Raw genomic sequence first — 20,060 nt, 5'->3', positions numbered from 1 at the left:
TATTCTGGCGAACCTCAGCGCCAGAGCATGTCCTCTGAGCTTCATGCAGTGTCATGGCTTGAGGGGCCTACGAGACGCGTCGACTTACTGAAGGCTGCGCGGAAGACACTCATGCCCGTGTCAGGGTAGGAGTTATCCGCTCCTACTCTGCGTTCTTGATGCTCACTTAATGTCGGCTTGGGGTCAGGCAGTAACCTTCGCCAACGTTTTGGGCTGTCTGGTTTGCTAGGGATTGCTGCCCTTGGGCTTAGGTCTCAGGCGTGCCATGAAGGGATCTTCCTGGTGTTGCTCAATTTCGCGAAAGGCCGTTCATGGAACCGGCGAGCATCCGGAAGACACGGCCTTGATCCGCTCGGCGACCAAGGCTTGCAAGCGCCAGAGATTGCGGTCGCGGATGCTATGCTCTTCGAGGTACGTAACCGTGTTGTGGAGATACTCGGCACAGGATCCCCAATGGCCACAGGCTTTGGCCAGCACGTCCGCAATCTCTTCCGGCGGCAGCTTGCCCGTGTAAAAGCGCGACTGCCGGTTTATCACGAAAGCAATGGCACGGAGGGACCCTTGCTCGGTCTCCACGGTAATCCAGCGCGGCATGTTGCTAGGCGGCTTCACCGTCATCTCGCGCCGGACCAGCTTTCCCAATTGTCCTTCCAGGTCGTCCGGAGGCAGCCGGAAGACCACCCCTTGGCACTGGCCGCCGCGGTCGAGGGACGTCATCAGCCCGGGCTGCTCCCGGGTGCCCCGGAACCGCTCGATCCGGAAGCAGAACGAGCGGTGCCAGCCCCGTGCCGTGCCTTTGAGCGTCTCAACATGTTCCAACTCGGGCTTCCAGATCAGGGAGCCATAGGCAAAGAGCCACGTGTCCGGCCCGCCGGGATGTGAGGCGAGCAGGCCCTGTACGAGGGCGTGATAGTCCTCGTCGGTGTGGTAGGTCCACGTCGAGTCGGGCCCCGGATCGTCCAGGACGCGATGGACCTGCGCCACATGCTCTGGCGTGAGTGTCATCGGTCGGGTTCGCATCGGATTCCCCTGCCGGTCGACTGCCGCATTCCGACGATACCCGAGAGCGCCGGTCCTGTCGCGGAGGACCATCGTCGTCGAAATTCCGGGAGGACGCGCCGTGGGGTAAGATAGTCCCCTGACATCCCATCCGGTGGAGGCTGCGATGGCGGAGCCGAATCCCTCATTTCGCGCGTTCGAGCATCAGGGCTGGTCGGCGGAAACTGTTGCCGCCGGATACCACGACCATCTCTCCCCCGTCACGACGCAGGCCATCGAGGCACTCCTTGACGCCGCCGGAGTCACGCGCGGTATGCGTGTCCTGGATTTTCGGGAGGGCGACGCCGAAGCGCTCCCGTTTCCCGACGGCAGCCTCGATGCCGGCGTTTCCAATTTCGGCGTGCTGCATTTCCCCGATCCGGATGCCTTCCTGCGCGAGGCCTTCCGCGTGCTCCGTCCCGGCGGCCGGATCGCCTTCAGCGTCTGGGCGCCGCGGGACCGCGCTGGCTTCGGCCTCGTCTACGGCGCCGTGCAGGCCCACGGCCGCATGGATGTTCCCCTGCCGCCCGGTCCCAGCTTCTTCCTGTTCAGCGATCCGGCCCAGTGCGAGGACAGCCTAGCCGCCGCCGGCTTCCGGTCCGCGACCGTGGCCACGGTCCCGCTGGTCTGGCGCCTGGCGTCGCCGGACGGCCTCTTCGAAGCGATCATGCAGGGTTCGGTCCGCGCCGCCGCCCTGCTCCAGGCGCAGACGCCGGAGGCACTGGCAGCCATCCGCGATGCGATGCGCCAAGCCGTCGCCGCTTACGCACGGAACGGTGCGTTCGAATTGCCGATGCCGGCGATCGTGACCGCAGCCAAAAAGCTCTGAGAGCCCGTCCCGAACTGACGAGCAAGGTTGAAAACCGCAAAAATAATGGAAATTCGTGGCCATGTGGGTAGTTCAGCCATATCCTTTGTGGCGGCGGAGGTCAGATCTTGACAGCAGAAGGCGTCGAGCGAAGGTTATCGGCAATATTAGCCGCCGATGTGGTTAGTTTCAGCCGCATGATGAGCCTGCGCGAAGAAGAGACTCTCCGCCTACTGAATGCATTGCGAGACGAGCTCTTTGACCCTCGGATCAGTAAGTCTAGTCTGGTGGACGCACGATCAAGCTCATGGGTGACGGAGCCCTATGCGAGTTCTCCAGCTCCGTTGCGGCGGTCACATGCGCCATTGACATTCAACAGGCTCTCAGTGCGCAGAACAATGCGGTACCTGATGAGCAGAAGATCGAGTTACGCATCGGAGTGAATGTCGGAGACGTGATCGTTCAAGGGCATGATATCTATGGCCATGGCGTGAACATCGCGGCTCGCCTAGAGAGCATCGCACAGCCGGGTGAGGTGCTTATCTCGGAGGCCGTCTTCCAGCAGGTGGCGGGCACAGAGGACTTGTCCTTCGTCGATCTTGGTGAGCAGGACCTCAAGAACATCCCTGATCCTGTTCGTGTATACCGGGTTAGCTCGGGCCAGAACAGCAGGAGTGTTCGCGTTGATGTTCGCTATCTTCTGAGTAAGCCAGCGGTTGCAGTACTTCCAATCACGAACATGACTGGAGACCCGGAGCAAGAATACTTCTCTGATGGGCTCACAGAAGATATTATCACTGCGCTGAGCCATTGGAAGGGGTTTCCAGTGATCGCCCGCAGCTCCTCCTTTACCTACAAGGGCAAAGCCGTTGACGTCCGGCAGGTCGCGCGGGCTCTCGGCGCTCGCTACGTGTTGGAAGGGAGTGTTCGAAAGGCGGCCGAGCGCCTACGGGTGACGGCCCAGCTACTCGACGCCGACACCGGGCATCATGTCTGGGCCGATAGAGTGGACCGGAGAATAGACGACATTTTTGCGGTTCAAGATGAAATTGCGCAGCAAATTGCATCCATTGTCGAACCCGCCATCACTAAAGCTGAGATACAGAGACCCCCTGCAGTGAGAAGAACGAAGCTGAGCGCATGGGATCTCTATCAGAGAGGCAATTTCTATCACACTCAGTTCACACCGGAGGCAGCCGATCAGGCCCGTGAGTTCTCCACGAGAGCCACGGAGGTCGATCCGACCTATGCTCCAGCATTCGCGGGTATCGCGCGAAGCTGGAACATACGCATCATGCTTGGCCAGACCACCGACCACAAAGCCGCGATCGCGGCTTCCTTCAAGGCTGCCCGTCACGCGGTTGCTCACGATGACAGCGATAGCTTCGCTCACATGACCCTTGGATTAGCGCATATGTGGTCAGGTGATCACGACCGGGCGGTCGCGGAGGTAACGCGATCCGTTCAGTGTAACCCCAGCAATTCAGCGGCTCACATCGTCTGTGGCAACGTTCTCGATGTTGCAGGTCGACCAGAGGAGGGCATCGTTGAGTTACAAGCAGGTATACGACTAAACCCTCTGAACCCTGGGATGCATCAGTCGATGACGTGGCTAGCTGGAGCATACTTGAATGCGAGGCGGTATGGCGAAGCTCTCGCTTCGTTAGAGAATACCCTGCTTCACGATGTCAGTTACCCGCTGACCCATGTTTTCCATGCGATCACCTTAGCGTATTTGGGCAAGACAGACAGGGCTGAAGCGGCCCTCAGTACATGTGAGCGAGTAAGCCCCGGTTTTATCCAGAAGTTTGCCTCATGGCGGCCTTACCGCCTGCCCGAGGATAACGACCATATGATCGAGGGTCTGCGGCAAGCAGGCTGGCAAGGCTAGTGTAGCACCAGTATCATCAACGCCACTTATAAAGACAATGTGGACCAGTTTCACTCGAGGTCAGCATAGCTGCGAGGGGCTGGGTTACGAAACCGGTTTGACCGATGCGGAATGGGCTACCAGAGGAACCGGCCAGGGCTGTATGGATCAAAGGACAGATTGAAGAACAGGTATCCGGCCACCAAAGCCAGGAGGCCCACGCTCAGAAGGGCGAGAAGGAGCAGGATGATGCGGCTCCTTCTCTCATTTCGAAACAAGGCATAACGCTCATCTTGCATGGGTTATCCCCGAGCTTGCCTAGCTTTATCAGCCCCGCGAACGTGCGAGAAGATAGTCCAGAATTTCCGATAAGGTCGAGTATGGAACGTCGTCCGCCTACGAGGTCGAGGCGGCGAGGCTCTGGAGGCTCTCGCCTGGGCGAAGCGGCGGCGGGGATATCGGGATCTCTGACTAAGACAGCAGGGTTGCAGGAGACGCTTTCTCGAAGCAGCGGCAAAGGTGCTTCTCACAGATGAACTCGTCTTCAATCAGGACTTGCGACGCCCTGTGCTCGGCGCATCGAGTCTCAACCATCTCCCAGACCAGCAACTCGGCCGAGGACCGGCGTGGGACGCCGCCGACAAACTCATTGTCGCAATAAATCAGCCAGCCCAAATCGCTGCCGACGAGTTTGTAAGTGGTGGGAGATTGCCGCACCAGCGGCCTCAGAATTTCGGAGAACGGCAGGCGGAAAACCACCTCCCCCGTCTCATTCTCGACCTCAATGGCATAGTCCTGTGGATCGTGGCCTTGGGCTACGAACACCTGTTTGAGGGTCCGAGCAGCGCGCACCACGGCGCTCCAGGCCGTCGCCACATCCGGGTACTCGCGGCCGACCTCGTAACTCATCCCTCGATCCTTGTGGCGGATGTGAAGGTAGAAACGAGGCATGGCGTCGCCCAGAGCTAACCAGTAGTCGATTGAACTAAAGTCCTTGTGGCGGAAGAGTTCCGGCCACCAATTTCGCATGAGGCGCAGTATGGAACAGCACGCAGAGCTATCACCATACCGTAACGAGTAGGCTAATCAGCCAGTATGAAGAAGAGACCTGGATCAGCAGAACGGGGAGCACCCTGCTCTTGGCAGCGGTGGGAGCCATGGCCACGCTCCGCCACCTTCTCCACGACCATTTGGATCTGACCGCCGAAGAGGCGCTCTGGCATCATTTTATTCCGCAGATGTTCGCTGCCATGGTGGGAGGCGCAATCGTCTTTGGTGGAGTGTCCGCAATCCGGAGCTGGCTGAAACGGCGCTCATTGTCAGAACTCATTAGACAAGTCCCTGATTGTCCTCATTAGAGATGTCACCAGTAAAGCATCAGTCATAGGGCTGCGCAGTGCCGGATGAGGCCGTCGAATTTCGGGCCGGCCCGTCGATACTCCTGATCTTGGCGCGACGTCGGGGGAGAGAAGCCTGTTCACCGGGTCTGGCGATGGGGCTTGGCTTCCGATGGCTCTATGGCAACGGGAGGAGCATCGAAAAGGAGAAGCGACGCGAGCAAGTGTGAACTGCGTGACAGAAAGTCGGCCTCGCGTCTGGCATTGCCTCTCGCGGAGCGGGCGTCTGCGCGCGGCGAGAGGAGACGGTCATGGAGCTCGGCAAGCGTTATTCCCCCGGCCAGGACACGGAACTCCATCTTCCGGATGCCGCTGACGAGTCCGGTGATGGTGGGGGCGTTGCGACCCCCTATTCTCCAGACCAGGACACGGACCTCGATCTTCCCGACACGTCTGACGAGGCCGAGGACGGCGAGGGCGTCGCTGACCCATACTCTCCAGACCAGGACACGGACCGTCAGAGCCCGGATATGGTGATCCGGGGCGGTGAGGACAGGGACTTTCTAGAGGGTGGTGAAGGCATTGACCATCTCTGGGGCGAAGGGGGCAATGACGTCCTCTATGGAGAACAGGGAGATGATCATCTCAACGGGGGTGCCGGCCATGATCTCTTGGTTGGAGACCTTGGCGCAGATCAGCTCACCGGCGGCGAAGGCCAGGATCAGTTCTGGTTCTGGTCCGATGCTGTGGCCGAGAGCCCGGCGACCACAACGGGTGCGGATCAAATCCTCGATTTCCAGTACGGCACCGACAAGATCGGGCTTGGGGTTGCCGGGACAGCTGAGAACTACCACTCGGCCGGCACCACCGCGACCTCGATGGATGCAGCCGCTCAGGAGGCGAACCAGACCGGCGAGGATCGTCTGACCTATCTCTACCTCGCCAATGAGGGAGCCGACACCGGCTATCTGCTGGCGGATCTGGATGGGAACGGCAGCTTCGAGTTTGGCATCACGATGGTCGGCAACGGCGGGCCGGGCGAGTTCGGCTATGATGCTATCGAGGATGTCAGCTTATAGCGGGCAGGTCGCAGCAGTGTCGTCGCCGGATCCTGGCCCGAGCGGAGCCGTCCGGAAGGTCATCACCTCTGTTCCCAGTTAACCCCTAGATGTCAGTGGAATGACATGGGTGGATGGAACTTCGCGGACGGCTGTTTATGGAACGGCCTTAAAGCGGCTGTTGCAGGCCCCCGCAGAGCCGCGGCCGGAAGCACAAAGGGGATCGCTCGCTATACTGCCGAGCGATCCTCCATCCACGTTTGGCGATTTGTGGGTCAGGCTATGGCGTCGTAGCCGAACTCGCCCGGCCCGCCATTGCCGACCAGCGTGATGCCAAACTCGAAGCTGCCGTTCCCATCCAGATCCGCCAGCAGATAGCCGGTGTCGGCTCCCTCATTGGCGAGGTAGAGATAGGTCAGATGATCCTCGCGATAGTTCTGGTTCGCTTCCTGGACCGCGGCATCCATCGAGTCTGCGTTCGTGCCTTCCGAGTGGAAATTTTCCGGTGTGCCTGGACCCGCCGCCTCAGGATAGTCAAAATCGATCGTGTCCGTGCCGTACTGGAAATCGAGGATTTGATCCGCGCCGGCTGAAGTCGCCGGGCTCTCCTCGACCGCAGGGCCATTGTAGGGTCCGCGATAGATGAATTCGTCCCGGCCTTCACCGCCGGTGAGCTGATCCGCTCCCTCGGAGCCCATCAGCGTATCATCGCCAGCATCACCATACAGGCTGTCATTCCCCTGACCGCCAACAAGGACGTCATTCCCGCCTTCGCCCCAGATCTGGTTATTGCCGTCCCAACCCAGCGCGAAATCACCGTTCTCACCGGCCCATAGGCGGTCATCCCCACCATCGCCACTCATCATGTCGGAGCCGTCGCCGCCCCACATGCGATCAGGGCCGTCATCGCCCCACATGCTATCGTTGCCTTTGCCACCCGAGATGCGGTCGGAGCCCGCACTGCCTACAAGGCGGTCCTTTCCATCGCCTCCCTCGAGAGAGAGAGCCCCGGCAAGGTGACCTCCGTGTCCTGGTCTGGAGAGTATGGATCAGCGACGCCCTCGCCGTCCTCGGCCTCGTCAGACGTGTCGGGAAGGTCGAGATCCGTGTCCTGGCCAGGTGAGTATGGTTCGGCGTAGTAGGTGCCATCTCCATCCGAGAGGGGGTCATTGTCCTCGGAGCTATAGGGGCCCTGGAGTTGCGTGTCCTGGCCGGGCGAATAGGGCTTGTCGAATGGCATGGGATCTCCTCCTGCGCGCGCGTTTTTGCTTGGCAAGCTAGTGCCAGAGGGGAGAGGAACTTGCTGTGATGCAGGTCACAGCCGATCCCGGGGCGACACTCGACGCCTCGCATGGTGCCAGAAGAACTCGCTTTCCTGGCGTCGTTCCTGGAGGATCATGGCTGCTCGTGCGTGGCGGCAGCCTTCCGGCATTCCGCACGGCATCGGCGCGTGCAAAGCCTGATCCAGAGGGCTCAGGCTGTTGAAGCGAAGGTCATCTGAGCCGGGAAGGCTTGTGCGACTTACGTCCGGTGTTCCGTGCGAAGGAGCATGAGGCGGCCCACGCGGTTAGCTCTCGGCCTGCGCCCCTTCCTCCTCCGCGAGCAGATCGTCGAGGTCGTCGGCAAGCTGAAGGATCTGCCCGGATCCGATGTGGTAAACAGCGACATCGCCCGATTCATCCTCGATCTGAAGCTGGTACGCGCCGTCATGGCGCGTGACGGTGATGCTCGTCAGTGTCTTGGTGAGCGGAAATTGGGCCATCGAGTCCTCCGTGGGAAAAGCTGAACGCCTGACCCTGACGCGAGATCCACCTTGACCGGACAGCATCGAAAGCCGCGCGCCGCACATCACGAGCCGCGCAGAAACGTTTCGTAGTCCTGCTGGACATGCGCCGCGGCCAGACAGGATGCTGTCCGCAGCCAATCGTCGGGCAGCCGCTCAAGACAGGAGCGGATCGGCGCGGCTCCGCGGGCGGAGCCCAGGTGAACATTGGCCAGTTCCCGTCCCATCGCATGCAGAAGATGCTTCTGGTCCGGGGCATGCTCGACCTCATCGATCTCGACCTTGCGTGCCTCGGGCGAAAGCCGCCGGACCACCCAGCGCTCGCCGATGTGCAGGGCCGGATCCGGTGCCCGACAGGCCTGCTCCACCGCTCGGCGGGACGGGCCGGTTGGAGCGTCGACCTCGGATACGGCGACATGCACCGCCGATGGGATCCCGGCTTTGGCCTCGCGGGCCACAAGGCCGCCGCACCACTCCGCCACGGCCATGAAGCGGGGGCGGCCCAGGCTCCCAAGACCGGCCAGCCGGCGGAAGAACCGGACCCGGGCGGCGCCCGCTGGGAGATGCGACCGCAGAAGCTCGCGTGCCTCCTCCGGGACGGCGTGTTCATCGATTTCCTGCTGCTTCAAGAGTTTGCGCCAGTATCTCTGGGCGCTGGTCCCGGATGCGGCGGCGAGGTCGCGCAGCCACGCGTGCCGGTCCTCCAGGATGAACGGGTCGGGGCCAAACTTCAGATGCGCCCAGTAACCTTCCAGGATCGTGTCCGCCGCCTCAAAAGCTGTGAGCTGGAATGCCTCCCGCCGGGCTTCCAGCACGGCGCTCGTGGCGAGCCGCACGAGGTCGCTGGTGACCGGGAGTTCGGCCGCCTCGTCGAAGTCGTTGATGCCCCAGACCAACCGCCCCTCCCGGTCCCGCCAGGTGCCGAAGTTTTCCAGATGGATGTCGCCGACGATCAGGAAGGACGGGGCTGAGCGGACCTCGTCCGGCACGGCCGCGAAGTGATGGGACCAGCGGTAAAAGGTCCCCCGCAGAAAGGCGAAGGGACTATCGCGCATCTTCGCCTGTTTGAGCTTGAGACCTTGCTCGTCCAGGGCGCAGAAGCGGGCCATCCAGGCGAGATAGGCCTGCGTTGCCGCGTCGAAGGAGGGCTCCGCCTCTTGCTGGATCATTGACATCTCCTCCATCGAGTTCTCGGCCAAGACTGTGTCTGGCGTCCTAACGTCCACGCACTGCAGAGATCTTCAGAGATCTTCACTGAATGGTTCCGAAACTTACGCAGGAACATACCCGCCAACAGCCAAGTTTGTGTCCTGGCGATCAGCGATGCAAAGGGAGAGCAAGGCGTGGAGCAGGTCCTGGGAACCTCGGTCATTCCGTTCAACGAGATGCATTGGCGCTTTGGCCTTGCGTCGGCCTTCGGGCTGTTGCTCGGCCTCGACCACGAGGTGCGCGGCATCTCGGCGGGCGTTCGGACGCACATGCTGGTTGCGCTCAGTTCGGCCATGACGATGCTGATTGCCCTGGAGCTCTCGAGGAGGTGTCCGCCCGGGGACAGGGCGACCCGGACCCTACCCGGGCCATTCAGGGTCTGGCCCAGGCCATCGGGTTCCTGTGCGCCGGAGTGATCTTCGTGGCGAGAGGCAGTGTTTAAGGCCTCACGACCGCAGCAAGTCTCTGGATGACGAGTTCCATCGGCATGGCAGCCGGGGCCGGCATGTACCAGATTGCCGCCGCTGGGATCATTTTCGCTGTCCTGATCGTCTCGGGTGATGTGGCTCGTGACGCGACATCTCCCGACAAACAACAGTACCTCCCAGCAGGGGGACCGCTGAGCCACGTCGACCGGGCGGCGATTGGTCAGGATGAGGGGCGCGCAGCCGGGACGGCTCCGGACGTGCCGAGGGCAGCTGCGATCTCGGCCAGGGTCGCCCGCTCCGCATCGCTGACCGCCACTCCGCCGAAGCCGAGAAAGCCCCCCTCGTTACCCGCTTCTGCGGCCTTGCGGGCCACTTCGTTAAGCCACACCTTGAACCCTGCCGCATCCTCGGGGGCCTTGGTCTCCACGAGCGAGGAAATGGCGCGCAGCTCCTCAATGGCCCTGCCCTTCAGTTCGCCACGCTGGGCGCCCTTGAACTGCGCCTGCATCCGGTCGCGGGCGGCAGTGCGGGTTTCCGGGGTGATGATGTCGTCGGCCACCGCCTTGACGAGCGCGTTGGCCTGACTGCCCTGCTTGACCTCCAGCAGGGCCCAGCCGCCCGACATGGCCTCCTTCAGCAAGCCCCAGAGGCCGCTTGGGTCGGCTGCGGTGATCGCCATGCTGGCCACCATCGGGCTGGCCACGACGCGGGCCCGTTCCTCCGCTGTGAAGCTTGCCTTGCCTGCCATTTCATCCCTCCATTGGTTGGATTTCAATGGCCGGATCTGGACTTTGTTCCTGATGAGATCGTGGACGATGAGGCGCGATCCAGGGTGTTGTTCACCCCGATCCCTGGCCGAGCCACCGATCCGCCGCTCTTCGGCCCGCATCCCGGAGCGCCAGCAGGAAGTCCCAGTTCAAGTTGAGCGCACTGGCCTCGCCCAGGGCCGGATACTCCGCCTCCGCCGCGAGGTGATGGAGCCGCAGCTTTTGCAGCTTGCGGGCCAGACGGGATCCTTGGTCGTGGGGACCGGCAAGCTGCTTCATAGCAGCCAAGGCATCCATGTCCCGCGCCAACGAGCTGGCGAACGTGATCTGTTCGATGCGCTTGCGGATCTCTGACGCGGAGGTGGGCATCTCGGCTCCAACGGACGGCATGATCTGCACCACCAGCGCCTCCGTGGCGCGCGAGGCGGAGACCAGCGGCAGCAAGGGCGGATTGGCCGAATACCCACCATCCCAGTACGCCTCGCCGTCGATGGACACCGCATGATGCAGGACAGGCAGGCAGGTCGAGGCCAGGATCACGTCGAGGGTGACGGCCTTCTCGCGGAAGACACGCAGGCTTCCATCACGCACCCGCGTTGTCGCGATCAGCAGCTTGAGCTTCGAATGCTCCCGCAGGGCCTCGAAGTTGATCTCCTCCGCCAGGAGCACCTTCAGGGGGTGCAGGTTGAACGGGTTGAACTGATACGGCGAGAGATGGCGGACAGCGACCTCGACGGCGAGGCCGGCGTGGGCTCTGGGCGCCGCCTCACTGGCCCGCTGCCAGAAGCGTTGGAGAGTTTCCTTCGCTGCCTCTGGACCGCCCTGGACCAGCCCTGAGGCGAGCAGAGTGGCGTTCACGGCACCCGCGCTGGCGCCACTCACGGCATCAAACGTGATGGTCCTGTCCTCCAGCAGGCGGTCGAGCACGCCCCAGGTGAAGGCTCCAAACGATCCACCCCCTTGCAGGGCCAGGGAGACCCGCCTTCTCTTCGGAACAGCCCTGCGCCGGGACGGCTGGCGGACTGGAGGATAGACCCCAAACTCATGATGAAGAGGGAGGACGGCAAGGTAGTCGTCGGGAGCGAACTTCATGAGACCTCGTTGTGCAACGCACCATGGCGGTGCAGGCATCAACGGGGCCGTATCGTGATGGTTGCGCATGCCTGGAGCGGACCAGGGTTGTCCTCACGGAAGCCCTTGCCCAGCAACCATTCAGAATGAGCACTCTGCAGGCATGTCACCTTGTTCCATGCTGGACTACAGGCGCTTTCCGCCCGCTCGGAGGATCTCGGTCACAATCCGTCCCGATAGAACCGGCTTCCGAAGCGCCACAAGCTCAGGGTGCCGTGCTCTGACCTTCTCCGGCAGTCCGTCTCCACTGTACACGATGGTGAGGCTCTGCGGGCGTGGAGCGCCTCCAGAACCGGTGTGACGTCGCCATCTGCCAAGTGGATATCCAACACCGCCACCTCGAAGGTGAGCATCCTGATCAGCTGGCGCGCCTCATCGACGGTGCGAGCCACGCCCACGCTTTCGCCCCCGCATTCTCCACCGCGTCCGACAACATCGCGGCGACCAAGGCTTCATCCTCGACGATCAGAACTTGGATCCCGCTGAGCATGAGGAGGCCCCTTGCGGTGCTTCCCGAGTCAACCGCAAGGGTCATACGCGGTTGCACGCCTGAACACCGCTGTCAATCGGCTTCCAAGTTTGGCTCTGACTCACTTTTGATGGAGTTGAGCGTCTCGCTGGCCCTGGTTCACGTGGAGAATCAAGGCCATGGGTCAGCATTTGCGAGTCTCGGAGTTGGTGCCGGGCGGTTTTATCGTCGATGAGGTGGCCGAAGCGGATTTCGGCATCCGGATCGGCCTCCGAGCATCCAGCGCGGAAAGTTGCTGCCCGGGATGCGGGACAACCTCAACGCGCGTTCACAGCCGCTATACCCGGCAGCTGGCGGATCTGCCGCTTTCCGGCAGGCCGGTCCGTCTCGTCGTTCGGGCACGACGCTTTCATTGCGAGGCGGTTCTGTGCCCGCGCCGCATCTTCACAGAGCGCTTCGACAATGGGGTGCTACTACCGTGGTCTCGGCGCACATCCCGGCTCGATCAGATCATCCACCATCTCGGGCTCGCTTTGGGCGGCCGGCCCGCGGCACGCTTTGCACAAAGACTGATGCTGCCGGCGAGCAACGACACGCTGCTCCGGGTGATCAGAAGGCGAGGCCGACCGCCCTTCATCCCGCCCACCGTGATCGGGATCGACGATTGGGCCTGGCGACGCAATCAGCGCTATGGAACGTTGATCTGCGATCTGGAACGGCGCCAGACCATTGCTCTGTTGCCTGACCGGGAGCCGGCAACGACGCAGGCGTGGCTTACAGCCCAGCCTCAGATCAACATTGTCGCTCGAGACCGGGGCGGCGGCTATGCTCTGGCCGCCGCCAAGGCCCTGCCAGCAGCGATGCAGGTCGCTGATCGCTGGCACCTGATGGAAAATGCGAGCCAGGCATTCATCGACGCCGTTCGCAAATCCATGCGCCAGCTCCGTGCTGTCGTTGGCGCGGCGACAATCGCCCCGGATCTGCTCACCGCTGCCGAGCGCATCCAGTATGAAGGATACCTTCGTCGCGAAGAGACCAACGCGGCTATTCTCGAACTCGCAAAGGCAGAGGTGACGATCAAGGAGATCGTTCGCCGCACCGGATATAGCCGCGGTCTGGTTCGGCGCGTTTTGCGCGGGCAGCGCTCGGATGTCTTCCGCTCCCGAGAGAGTTCGCTTGAACTGTTCCTGCCCTGGCTCGACGCGCAGTGGGCCGCCGGGCAGCGCAATGGTGCCGAACTCTGGCGTCGTCTCGGACACCAGGGGTTCCGTGGCAGTTTGAGGGTCGTCACCGAGTGGGCAACGCGCCGCCGGCGGGCTGAGACGATCGAGGACGGCATCCTGAAGCGGACGCCATCGGCGAGAACCCTCGCACGACTGATGACCATCGCCCGCGACAAGCTCTCCAGGTCCGAAACCGTGCTGGTTGCGGCGATCGAGAGCGGCGTGCCCTCGCTTGTCGAGGCGCGTGAAATCATCGCTGCCTTCCAGGGCATGATCCGCAGGAAGGCTCTGGCTGACCTTGCTCCCTGGCTGGAACGAGCCAATTCGAGCCTCGTGGCGGCGTTCGGCCGCGGCGTGAGAAAGGATCACGCCGCTGTCGCCGCGGCCATAACGTCTTCCTGGTCCAACGGCCAAACTGAGGGCCAGATCACCAAGCTCAAGCTGGTGAAGCGCCAGATGTACGGTCGCGGGAAACTCGATCTGCTCGAGGCGCGCCTCGTCGCGCCGGCATAGCGCCTCACCACCAAAATTGCGTCAGAGCCAACATTGCACGCCGAAACACAGGTGGGCGCCTCTGTGAGGCGAGAACCTGACGCCCTTCCTCGTGTCAGCGAGAGTCGCCATTCCTTTCAAGAAGCTCTTAGTCAGAGTAAACCAAGTCGATCTATAATATCCTGGACAGGCACCAGCTTGCGCCGGCAGGTACTCGCCCCGTCCATACTGACACACCCACCATAACCGCTGGCAGGCGACCTTGATCAACGGCAACGTCTAGGGGGCATGCGGCGTGAGCGCAGCGATCACTTCGTCAGCCGCCCGCCTCCCGCTCTGGTAAGCGCCGTGAGCGGTCGAGAAATCATTCCGGTGTGTCGCCTCGCCGGCAAAGAACAGTCGCTGCTCGAATGGACGGGCAAGTGCTTCCCGTGCCGCTGCACGCCCAGGAAGGGCGTAGCTGTAGGCACCCCCGACATACTCCGTCAGGCTCCAGTTCGAGATCACAAGCGGGCGTAGTCTGCTTCGGACATCGTCACCGAACAGCGCCGCGAGTTGGTCGGTCGCGTAGGCGAAGCCGGCGGCGGGTCCATTCTCCGCCAGCACTCGGGCACCTTCACCACCAAAGAAACCCTCGATCACCGGGCGACCGAACGGTCGGATGTAGTAGGTTCCGGTGTGCGGGTCGTGTGGGTTACCGAGCACATGGGTCTCGGGGTCGAAGGCACTGTCGCCCACGATCTCCAGGAACAGCTTCTCGTCATGTCCGAGCGGCAGGTTGGCGGCGGCATGGCACCAGTCGTCGAGCACTGACGGCAGCCCGATCCTGCCACCGGCGAGCACCGCGGTCGAGACCGTAACGATCGCGCTTCGCGCACGGAGGGTGCCAGCCCGTGTGACTATGCTCACGCCTGTCGCCGCAAGGTCGATCGCCTCGACCGGAGTGGCGAGACGGAGCGCGACGGTAGGCGGCAAGCTGGCCGCAATGAGCGTGCCGTATCCCACCGGCACACGCCAATTGCGCCCGGTCGAGGCCGCATCGTAGGCAAGATAGTCGGCAATCGAGAGGCGCTCGAGGACGGCGCCGCTGAGATAGCCGCTGATCGCCTGAAGATAGGGGTTCCAGGTCGCATCGGGCTCCAGGGCATCGGCGGCGCGGTCGCTGTGCCGTGCAACGGCGGCCAGACGTTCGTACCATGCCTCGTACGCTTCATCCGCCGCGTCCTGCTCGGCCTGTGGAAAACCGAGGTCGCGATATTGCTGGCCCCAGGCCGGGCTACGGCGATCGACGGCGAAGCCTGATGCTTTGGCGAGATCGACCCATGGATTGCGATCGGCCGAATGGAGCCAGCCGCAGCCGAGGTCGAGCGCCTGTCCGGCTATATTGACCGTCCAGGCGCGGCCACCGATCCGCTGCGAGGCTTCCAGCAGCAGCGTTGACAGCCCACTGGCTGCCAGCCGACGCGCCGCGCCGATCCCTGCTGCCCCGCCTCCGATGATCACGACGTCCCAGTCAGTTGCCATGCGGTCTGCCCGTGCGATGAGATTGCGTCCACTAGGCTGGTCGGGTTCGATCGTCTAGGGGCAAGTCGAGAACGGCGCTGTCGCGATCAATCCGTGCAGTCCTGCCGTCGATCCAGGCCCCACCGAGGCCCGATGGGAATGCCTCTGGTTCAGTCTTGGTGAGGCAGCGCATCGATCAGAACGGCAAAAGGTCCGCGAGGATTGGCGGCTGCCCGAATAGCACCGGTGATATCCTGGATGGAGTGGCACCCGGCGGCGAGCACTTGAACGCGCCGTTCCTCGGCGAGGACTGCATCGAGCCTGGGAGCATTGGAGTTGAACCGAACTTCCCGGCGAACAACGATCAGTCGTCTGCACGGACCTCGAAGAGAGCGGGAAACTGCCGAGGCTGGGACCGCAGGTACTGGCTCGGCGCCTTGACGCTGGCTCCGAAATGCGCCGCGGCATGCCAGGGCCAATGGGGGTCATAGATAATGGCACGAGCCAGCGCGATGAGGTCGGCATCGCCCGTGACGAGGATCGCCTCCGCCTGGACAGGGTCGGTAATCAGACCCACAGCAATAACCGGCATCGTGGTGGCGGCCTTGACCGCCCGGGCCAGCGGAACCTGATAACTCGGCCCGACCGGAATCTGCTGCGCTGGGGCAAGCCCGCCGCTCGAGACGTGAATGGCGCTGACTTGCGTGCCTCCAGCGCCTTGGCGAAGGCTACGGTTTCCTCGATCGTCCAGCCTCCCTCGGTCCAATCCGTGCCCGATACCCGCACCGTCACGGGCCGCTCGTGCGGAAACACGGCCCGGACCGCATCGAACACCTCGAGCGGAAACCGCATCCGGTTCTCAAGGGAACCGCCATATTCGTCTTCTCGCTGATTGGACAATGGAGAGAGGAACTGGTGCAGCAGATAGCCATGGGCAGCATGGATCTGAACTGCGTCGATGCCGAGCCGGGCGGCACGCCCGGCCGCCTCGGCGAAGGCATCACGCACGTGCACCAGCCCGTCATGATCCAGTGCCATCGGGGAGTTTTCACTGACATTTTGCGGGATGACCGCTGGCGCTGCGGTCTGCCAACCATTGGCGTGATCCAGCGGGATCTGCTTTCCTCCCTTCCACGGCACCCCCGTGGAGGCCTTGCGCCCGGCATGGTTCAACTGGATCGCAATCGGCATGTCGGACCAGCGGCGGATGCTGTCCAAGACGCGCTGCATGGCCGCCTCACAAGGATCGGAATAAAGGCCGACATCGGCATAAGTGATCCGCCCTTCCGGCATGACTGCCGTCGCCTCGATCGTCAGGAGCGCGGCACCTGAGAGCGCGAGTTGGCCCAAGTGGATCATGTGCCAGTCGGTCATGCATCCGTTCTCGGCCGAGTATTGGCACATGGGAGCGATCACGATGCGGTTGACGAGTTCGGCTTCGCCTACCCGGAACGGAGTGAAGAGCTTTGCACGGGTCATCATAGGCCTCTCGATGATGAGTGATGACGAAGGAGTGACAAGGGCTGATGGGTCACGAAGGATCATCCCCTCAAAAGCCTCCTCACCCGAACCGGTCTCGGCATCAGTGTAGGGCGGAAGGGCACCGTTCTTGATCCAGGTGGTGGCTCGCGCTGCTCGCAAGGTTGATACAAACGAGGGGATCACAGCTTCGTGTCTCGAGTGCGGCAGGTCCCACCACTGTGCGGACCTCCAATGCTCGGGCAGTTGGCCTGCTGCCATAATGTTAACTCGGTGAAGCTAACGCCACGGAGACAGTCTCTTCCTTACAAACCGCAAGCTTCCAGGACTCTTCCGGTTAGGGTTAGGCTGAAGTTTCTCCAGTCAGCAAGCAGAACACCCCCGTCTGGTCACACCAAGGCGAAGCACGGGTCCTGCACTTTAATCCAAATTCGGACTGCATGGATCATACACATGCCTATCGCTTGGAGGATCCAATGCAGGATCTAAGACAAAGCTCCGACGGGCGCATGATCATCTCCGGCATCCAAAAACATTTATTTGCTAAGAGGCTGACTGAAAAAGGTTGAGTGGCCTCAAGGCCCTGTGATTCCGTCGGATTTGCAAAGATTCGATGGAGGTCACGATGGTTTGGACCGAGGCCACTCGCCGACAGTATCGGCGGGATGGACTGCGCTATGCAAGCAATCTCACAGATGCCGAATGGGCGCTGGTCGAGCCGTTCATGCCCGCCGCCCGGCGGATCGGGCGTCCGCGTATGACCTGCCTGCGGGCCGTGGCCGATGCCATTCTCTATCTCGCCTCGACCGGGTGCCAATGGCGCCAGCTGCCAAAGGAGTTTCCGCCCTATTCGACCGTGCAAGGATACTTCTATGCCTGGTCACGCGACGGCACCTTTGAGCGGATCAACCATGCTCTCGTGGCCGCCTCGCGCGAGAGGGCCGGCCGCGAGGCGAGCCCCTCGGCCGGCGTGATCGACAGCCAGTCCGTGAAGACCACCGAAGCCGGCGGCCCGCGCGGCTTTGATGCCGGCAAGAAGATCAAGGGCCGCAAGCGCCACATCATCACCGACACGCAGGGCCATCTGGTCGGGTTAAGGGTTCATCCCGCCGAGATCCAGGACCGGGACGGAGCCGTAGAGGTGCTGACGTCCGTCCGCACCCTCTATCCGTGGCTGCGCCATGTCTTTGCCGATGGCGGCTACGCGGGAGACAAGTTGCGCGACGCTCTCGCCGCTCTCGGGCACTGGACGATCGAGATCATCAAACGCTCGGATGCGGTCAAAGGCTTTGCGGTCCTCAAGCGCCGCTGGGTCGTGGAGCGAACCTTCGGTTGGCTTGGACGCTGCCGCCGCCTGGCCAAGGACTTCGAAGCCTCTATTGAAAGTGCGGTGGCATGGGTCTTCATCGCCCATATCCGGATGCTGACCAGGCGGCTCGCAAGGACCTGAAAGACCACATGTCTTTTTGAGTCAGCCTCTAAGGCCCCATGTTTAGAGGCGTCAGCGTAGCAGCAGGCAAAGCAACTTCTTGCACCTTTTGACAGTACGCACCTTGAGCAGAAAGCATCAGCATGGCATGCGTACGGCACGCCCAAAGATTTCATGTGTATAATAAAATATGTAATTTAGAGTTTACGCCCAATCCACCCCCATCCCATGGGCAATTTTACGGATAATATCAAATTATAATAAATAATTTTTTCGACTTCCTATAATAAGTCCGAATATGGTAAATGTGTATATTTACTTGCCACACATCATACCGATATTGTATTTCGCGCTAAAATGTACATATGATTACATCAATTTATAACTCTTCTCAACTATCTATATTTACTAACATCCATCCAATGTTCAAGTTCCCCTTTCATTCAGTTTACTTTTGTCAGCCACTCCTCATAATTCCAACGTGAATGCAGTTCATACCGAACGGCAACCAGTGAATGAGGAAAAGTTGCATGCTTCCTAACAAATGCGGAAGGTTTATACTAATCCATGACGTTGATGGCCGCCGACATCTTGTTTCCATCGACGCTATACAATGGATTCATGACACAGATTGCTTTCAAAACGAATCTCTACTGCTAGCGGCGGAGCGGACGATTCACACTCCAATCAGACTGGAACGGCTCTGCGAGTTAGTTCTCAATACCGCATTGCCGGCTGTCGCGGACGCCACTCATCCAACTTCAGGCCCTGATAAGAACCGTCTGCCGTCTCCGACCCGTTCCGGCACAAGACATCCTCCGACAGACCCGATTCATTTCTGAAAAGCAGCAGGAGTCGATTGCAAATGGGTGGATTTCGGACGACCTGGCCTAGGTGATGGGACCTATGCGCTGAGCGCAGACCAAGATTCTTGTCTTCAAATCGGTGCTAATCCAGTCGCCAATAGCAACAAAGTTGCTCGCACTTTGCTGGCTTTTCTGCTCGGCAGCCCGTTAGCCACTTACCCGCCAAGCTTACACGCGTCAAGCCATCGGGGCGCAAAGATTTCCCAAAATTCCCGGCAAACCAAATGTCACAAGATTACATATAGACAGGCCGTGGGCAGAGCTCTTTCCTATGTGCTCTAGGCCAGTTGGAGCGGAGATTTCAAACTCTGCAAGGAGGTTTCATGAAGTAAAACTTACCGACATTGCCGCTACACGATAGCGAGCAGAAGCCGGATGAGCGCTAGTATGCGCAAAAGAGAAACGCCTTGGCTGCAACCAAGGCGCTCCCAAATTCACGCCGATCCAGCCCGCTAGCGAGGTCGGCATAGCCACCCAACAATGACCGCCGAGTGATGAGACTCTGCCCCGTGTTTACACGCGGGTCAAGCAGCTTCTCGTCTATGGCGGATAGGATCCACCATGCCTAACAGAGAAACCCAAACATCAGGGCATTCCTGCCCGCCCTTCCCTCTTGACTCCGACGCCACGCCGAAAAAACCTCTCGCGCTTTCCGAGACAAAAACTGCGGTATCATCCAGTCGCTCCTGCGACAGGAGGTTGATCAAGTTTCCACGACTTAAAGTGTGGCAAGTGCTTGCATGTAGACATTTCAACTTGCCATCCGCGTGCAATGAATTGCGCGATTGCTTTGGTGCTACATCTATATGCAAGGCGTGTTTGCTGCACCCAAGTTGCTCATCCAGCAATTACCAATCGAACTTGCTAGCAGGGGCCACCCCAAAGATCATCCATCAGCGTCACTAGATGAGCGACTCAACTACGATCTCGTATCAGACGCACCTTAATCCCTAGTCATATTGCCCGTTTGGCCGCTGCTTCTTGAGCGGCGTAGGTCGAGGTGCGCCTTGATCAGACCAAGCGGGGACCGCGCCTGCCAAACGCCATCCAGTCGGTGGCGAACGGGCCGGCGCATCTGAGGAATCAACATGAGTAATAAGACTCCCCGAGCCGCAAACGATGTGATGGCTAAACGCCCACACTCTGAAATCTGGATTCCACCTTCCGCAT

The 20,060-nt window shown here is 61.1% G+C and carries 16 protein-coding genes and 1 pseudogene; 6 read left to right on the top strand and 11 right to left on the bottom strand.

What is annotated here, in order from left to right; all coding sequences use genetic code 11:
• Positions 1-309 precede the first annotated feature (309 nt).
• Positions 310-1,020 (bottom strand): gamma-glutamylcyclotransferase, encoded by a 711-nt coding sequence (locus JO965_RS10440; protein WP_203443561.1) that lies wholly within the window; start codon positions 1,018-1,020, stop codon positions 310-312.
• Positions 1,021-1,165: 145 nt separating this feature from the next.
• Between JO965_RS10440 and JO965_RS10435 the strand changes: the two genes are divergently transcribed.
• Both JO965_RS10435 and JO965_RS10430 read left to right on the top strand, forming a co-directional pair.
• A complete protein-coding gene (locus tag JO965_RS10435) occupies positions 1,166-1,867 on the top strand; it encodes a class I SAM-dependent methyltransferase (RefSeq protein WP_203443560.1) in 702 nt (233 codons plus the stop codon).
• Between the two features lie 286 nt (positions 1,868-2,153).
• Complete coding sequence (locus JO965_RS10430) at positions 2,154-3,737, top strand: adenylate/guanylate cyclase domain-containing protein (protein ID WP_203443559.1); 1,584 nt, start codon at positions 2,154-2,156, stop codon at positions 3,735-3,737.
• 450 nt (positions 3,738-4,187) lie between these two features.
• Here the strand turns inward: JO965_RS10430 and JO965_RS10420 are convergent, their stop codons facing one another.
• Positions 4,188-4,625: a hypothetical protein gene (locus JO965_RS10420; protein WP_203443558.1), complete on the bottom strand. Its 438-nt coding sequence runs from the start codon at positions 4,623-4,625 to the stop codon at positions 4,188-4,190.
• A 739-nt stretch (positions 4,626-5,364) separates the two neighbouring features.
• On the opposite strand from JO965_RS10420, the gene JO965_RS10415 reads away from it, so the two are divergent.
• Positions 5,365-6,132 (top strand): calcium-binding protein, encoded by a 768-nt coding sequence (locus JO965_RS10415; RefSeq protein ID WP_203443557.1) that lies wholly within the window; start codon positions 5,365-5,367, stop codon positions 6,130-6,132.
• A 254-nt stretch (positions 6,133-6,386) separates the two neighbouring features.
• On the opposite strand, the gene JO965_RS10410 is transcribed toward JO965_RS10415, so the two are convergent.
• The 4 genes from JO965_RS10410 to JO965_RS10395 all read right to left on the bottom strand — a co-directional run bounded on the left by JO965_RS10410 (position 6,387) and on the right by JO965_RS10395 (position 9,063).
• Positions 6,387-7,028 (bottom strand): calcium-binding protein, encoded by a 642-nt coding sequence (locus JO965_RS10410; protein ID WP_203443556.1) that lies wholly within the window; start codon positions 7,026-7,028, stop codon positions 6,387-6,389.
• A 47-nt stretch (positions 7,029-7,075) separates the two neighbouring features.
• The gene (locus tag JO965_RS10405; protein WP_203443555.1) at positions 7,076-7,351 is read right to left on the bottom strand and encodes a hypothetical protein; all 276 of its coding nucleotides are present in this window, start codon (positions 7,349-7,351) and stop codon (positions 7,076-7,078) included.
• A gap of 327 nt (positions 7,352-7,678) precedes the next feature.
• Positions 7,679-7,873 (bottom strand): hypothetical protein, encoded by a 195-nt coding sequence (locus JO965_RS10400; RefSeq protein WP_203443554.1) that lies wholly within the window; start codon positions 7,871-7,873, stop codon positions 7,679-7,681.
• A gap of 86 nt (positions 7,874-7,959) precedes the next feature.
• On the bottom strand, positions 7,960-9,063 hold the full coding sequence (locus JO965_RS10395; protein ID WP_203443553.1) for a DUF2252 family protein: 1,104 nt from the start codon (positions 9,061-9,063) through the stop codon (positions 7,960-7,962).
• A 174-nt stretch (positions 9,064-9,237) separates the two neighbouring features.
• Between JO965_RS10395 and JO965_RS10390 the strand changes: the two genes are divergently transcribed.
• Complete coding sequence (locus JO965_RS10390; RefSeq protein ID WP_203443552.1) at positions 9,238-9,519, top strand: MgtC/SapB family protein; 282 nt, start codon at positions 9,238-9,240, stop codon at positions 9,517-9,519.
• A 232-nt stretch (positions 9,520-9,751) separates the two neighbouring features.
• On the opposite strand, the gene JO965_RS10385 is transcribed toward JO965_RS10390, so the two are convergent.
• From JO965_RS10385 to JO965_RS48905, 3 genes are all read right to left on the bottom strand, one after another.
• Positions 9,752-10,279: a hypothetical protein gene (locus JO965_RS10385; protein ID WP_203443551.1), complete on the bottom strand. Its 528-nt coding sequence runs from the start codon at positions 10,277-10,279 to the stop codon at positions 9,752-9,754.
• Positions 10,280-10,370: 91 nt separating this feature from the next.
• Positions 10,371-11,390, bottom strand: coding sequence for a patatin-like phospholipase family protein (locus tag JO965_RS10380; RefSeq protein ID WP_203443550.1), 1,020 nt, complete (start codon positions 11,388-11,390; stop codon positions 10,371-10,373).
• A gap of 397 nt (positions 11,391-11,787) precedes the next feature.
• Positions 11,788-11,919: a hypothetical protein gene (locus JO965_RS48905; protein WP_256451911.1), complete on the bottom strand. Its 132-nt coding sequence runs from the start codon at positions 11,917-11,919 to the stop codon at positions 11,788-11,790.
• A gap of 158 nt (positions 11,920-12,077) precedes the next feature.
• On the opposite strand from JO965_RS48905, the gene JO965_RS10375 reads away from it, so the two are divergent.
• A complete protein-coding gene (locus JO965_RS10375) occupies positions 12,078-13,634 on the top strand; it encodes an ISL3 family transposase (RefSeq protein WP_203443549.1) in 1,557 nt (518 codons plus the stop codon).
• 258 nt (positions 13,635-13,892) lie between these two features.
• Here the strand turns inward: JO965_RS10375 and JO965_RS10370 are convergent, their stop codons facing one another.
• The gene (locus JO965_RS10370) at positions 13,893-15,137 is read right to left on the bottom strand and encodes an NAD(P)/FAD-dependent oxidoreductase (RefSeq protein ID WP_203443548.1); all 1,245 of its coding nucleotides are present in this window, start codon (positions 15,135-15,137) and stop codon (positions 13,893-13,895) included.
• A gap of 343 nt (positions 15,138-15,480) precedes the next feature.
• Positions 15,481-16,595: pseudogene (locus JO965_RS10365) on the bottom strand (NADH:flavin oxidoreductase/NADH oxidase).
• 625 nt (positions 16,596-17,220) lie between these two features.
• Here JO965_RS10365 and JO965_RS10360 point away from each other — a divergent pair.
• Positions 17,221-18,045, top strand: a complete 825-nt coding sequence (locus tag JO965_RS10360; protein ID WP_203443547.1) for an IS5 family transposase — start codon at positions 17,221-17,223, stop codon at positions 18,043-18,045.
• Positions 18,046-20,060 lie beyond the last annotated feature (2,015 nt).

This window comes from Microvirga sp. VF16 (genome assembly GCF_016864375.1).
Classification (GTDB): Bacteria; Pseudomonadota; Alphaproteobacteria; order Rhizobiales; family Beijerinckiaceae; genus Microvirga.
Note: the sequence above shows the minus strand (reverse complement) of the source record. Positions and strands in the feature narration are given on the sequence as shown.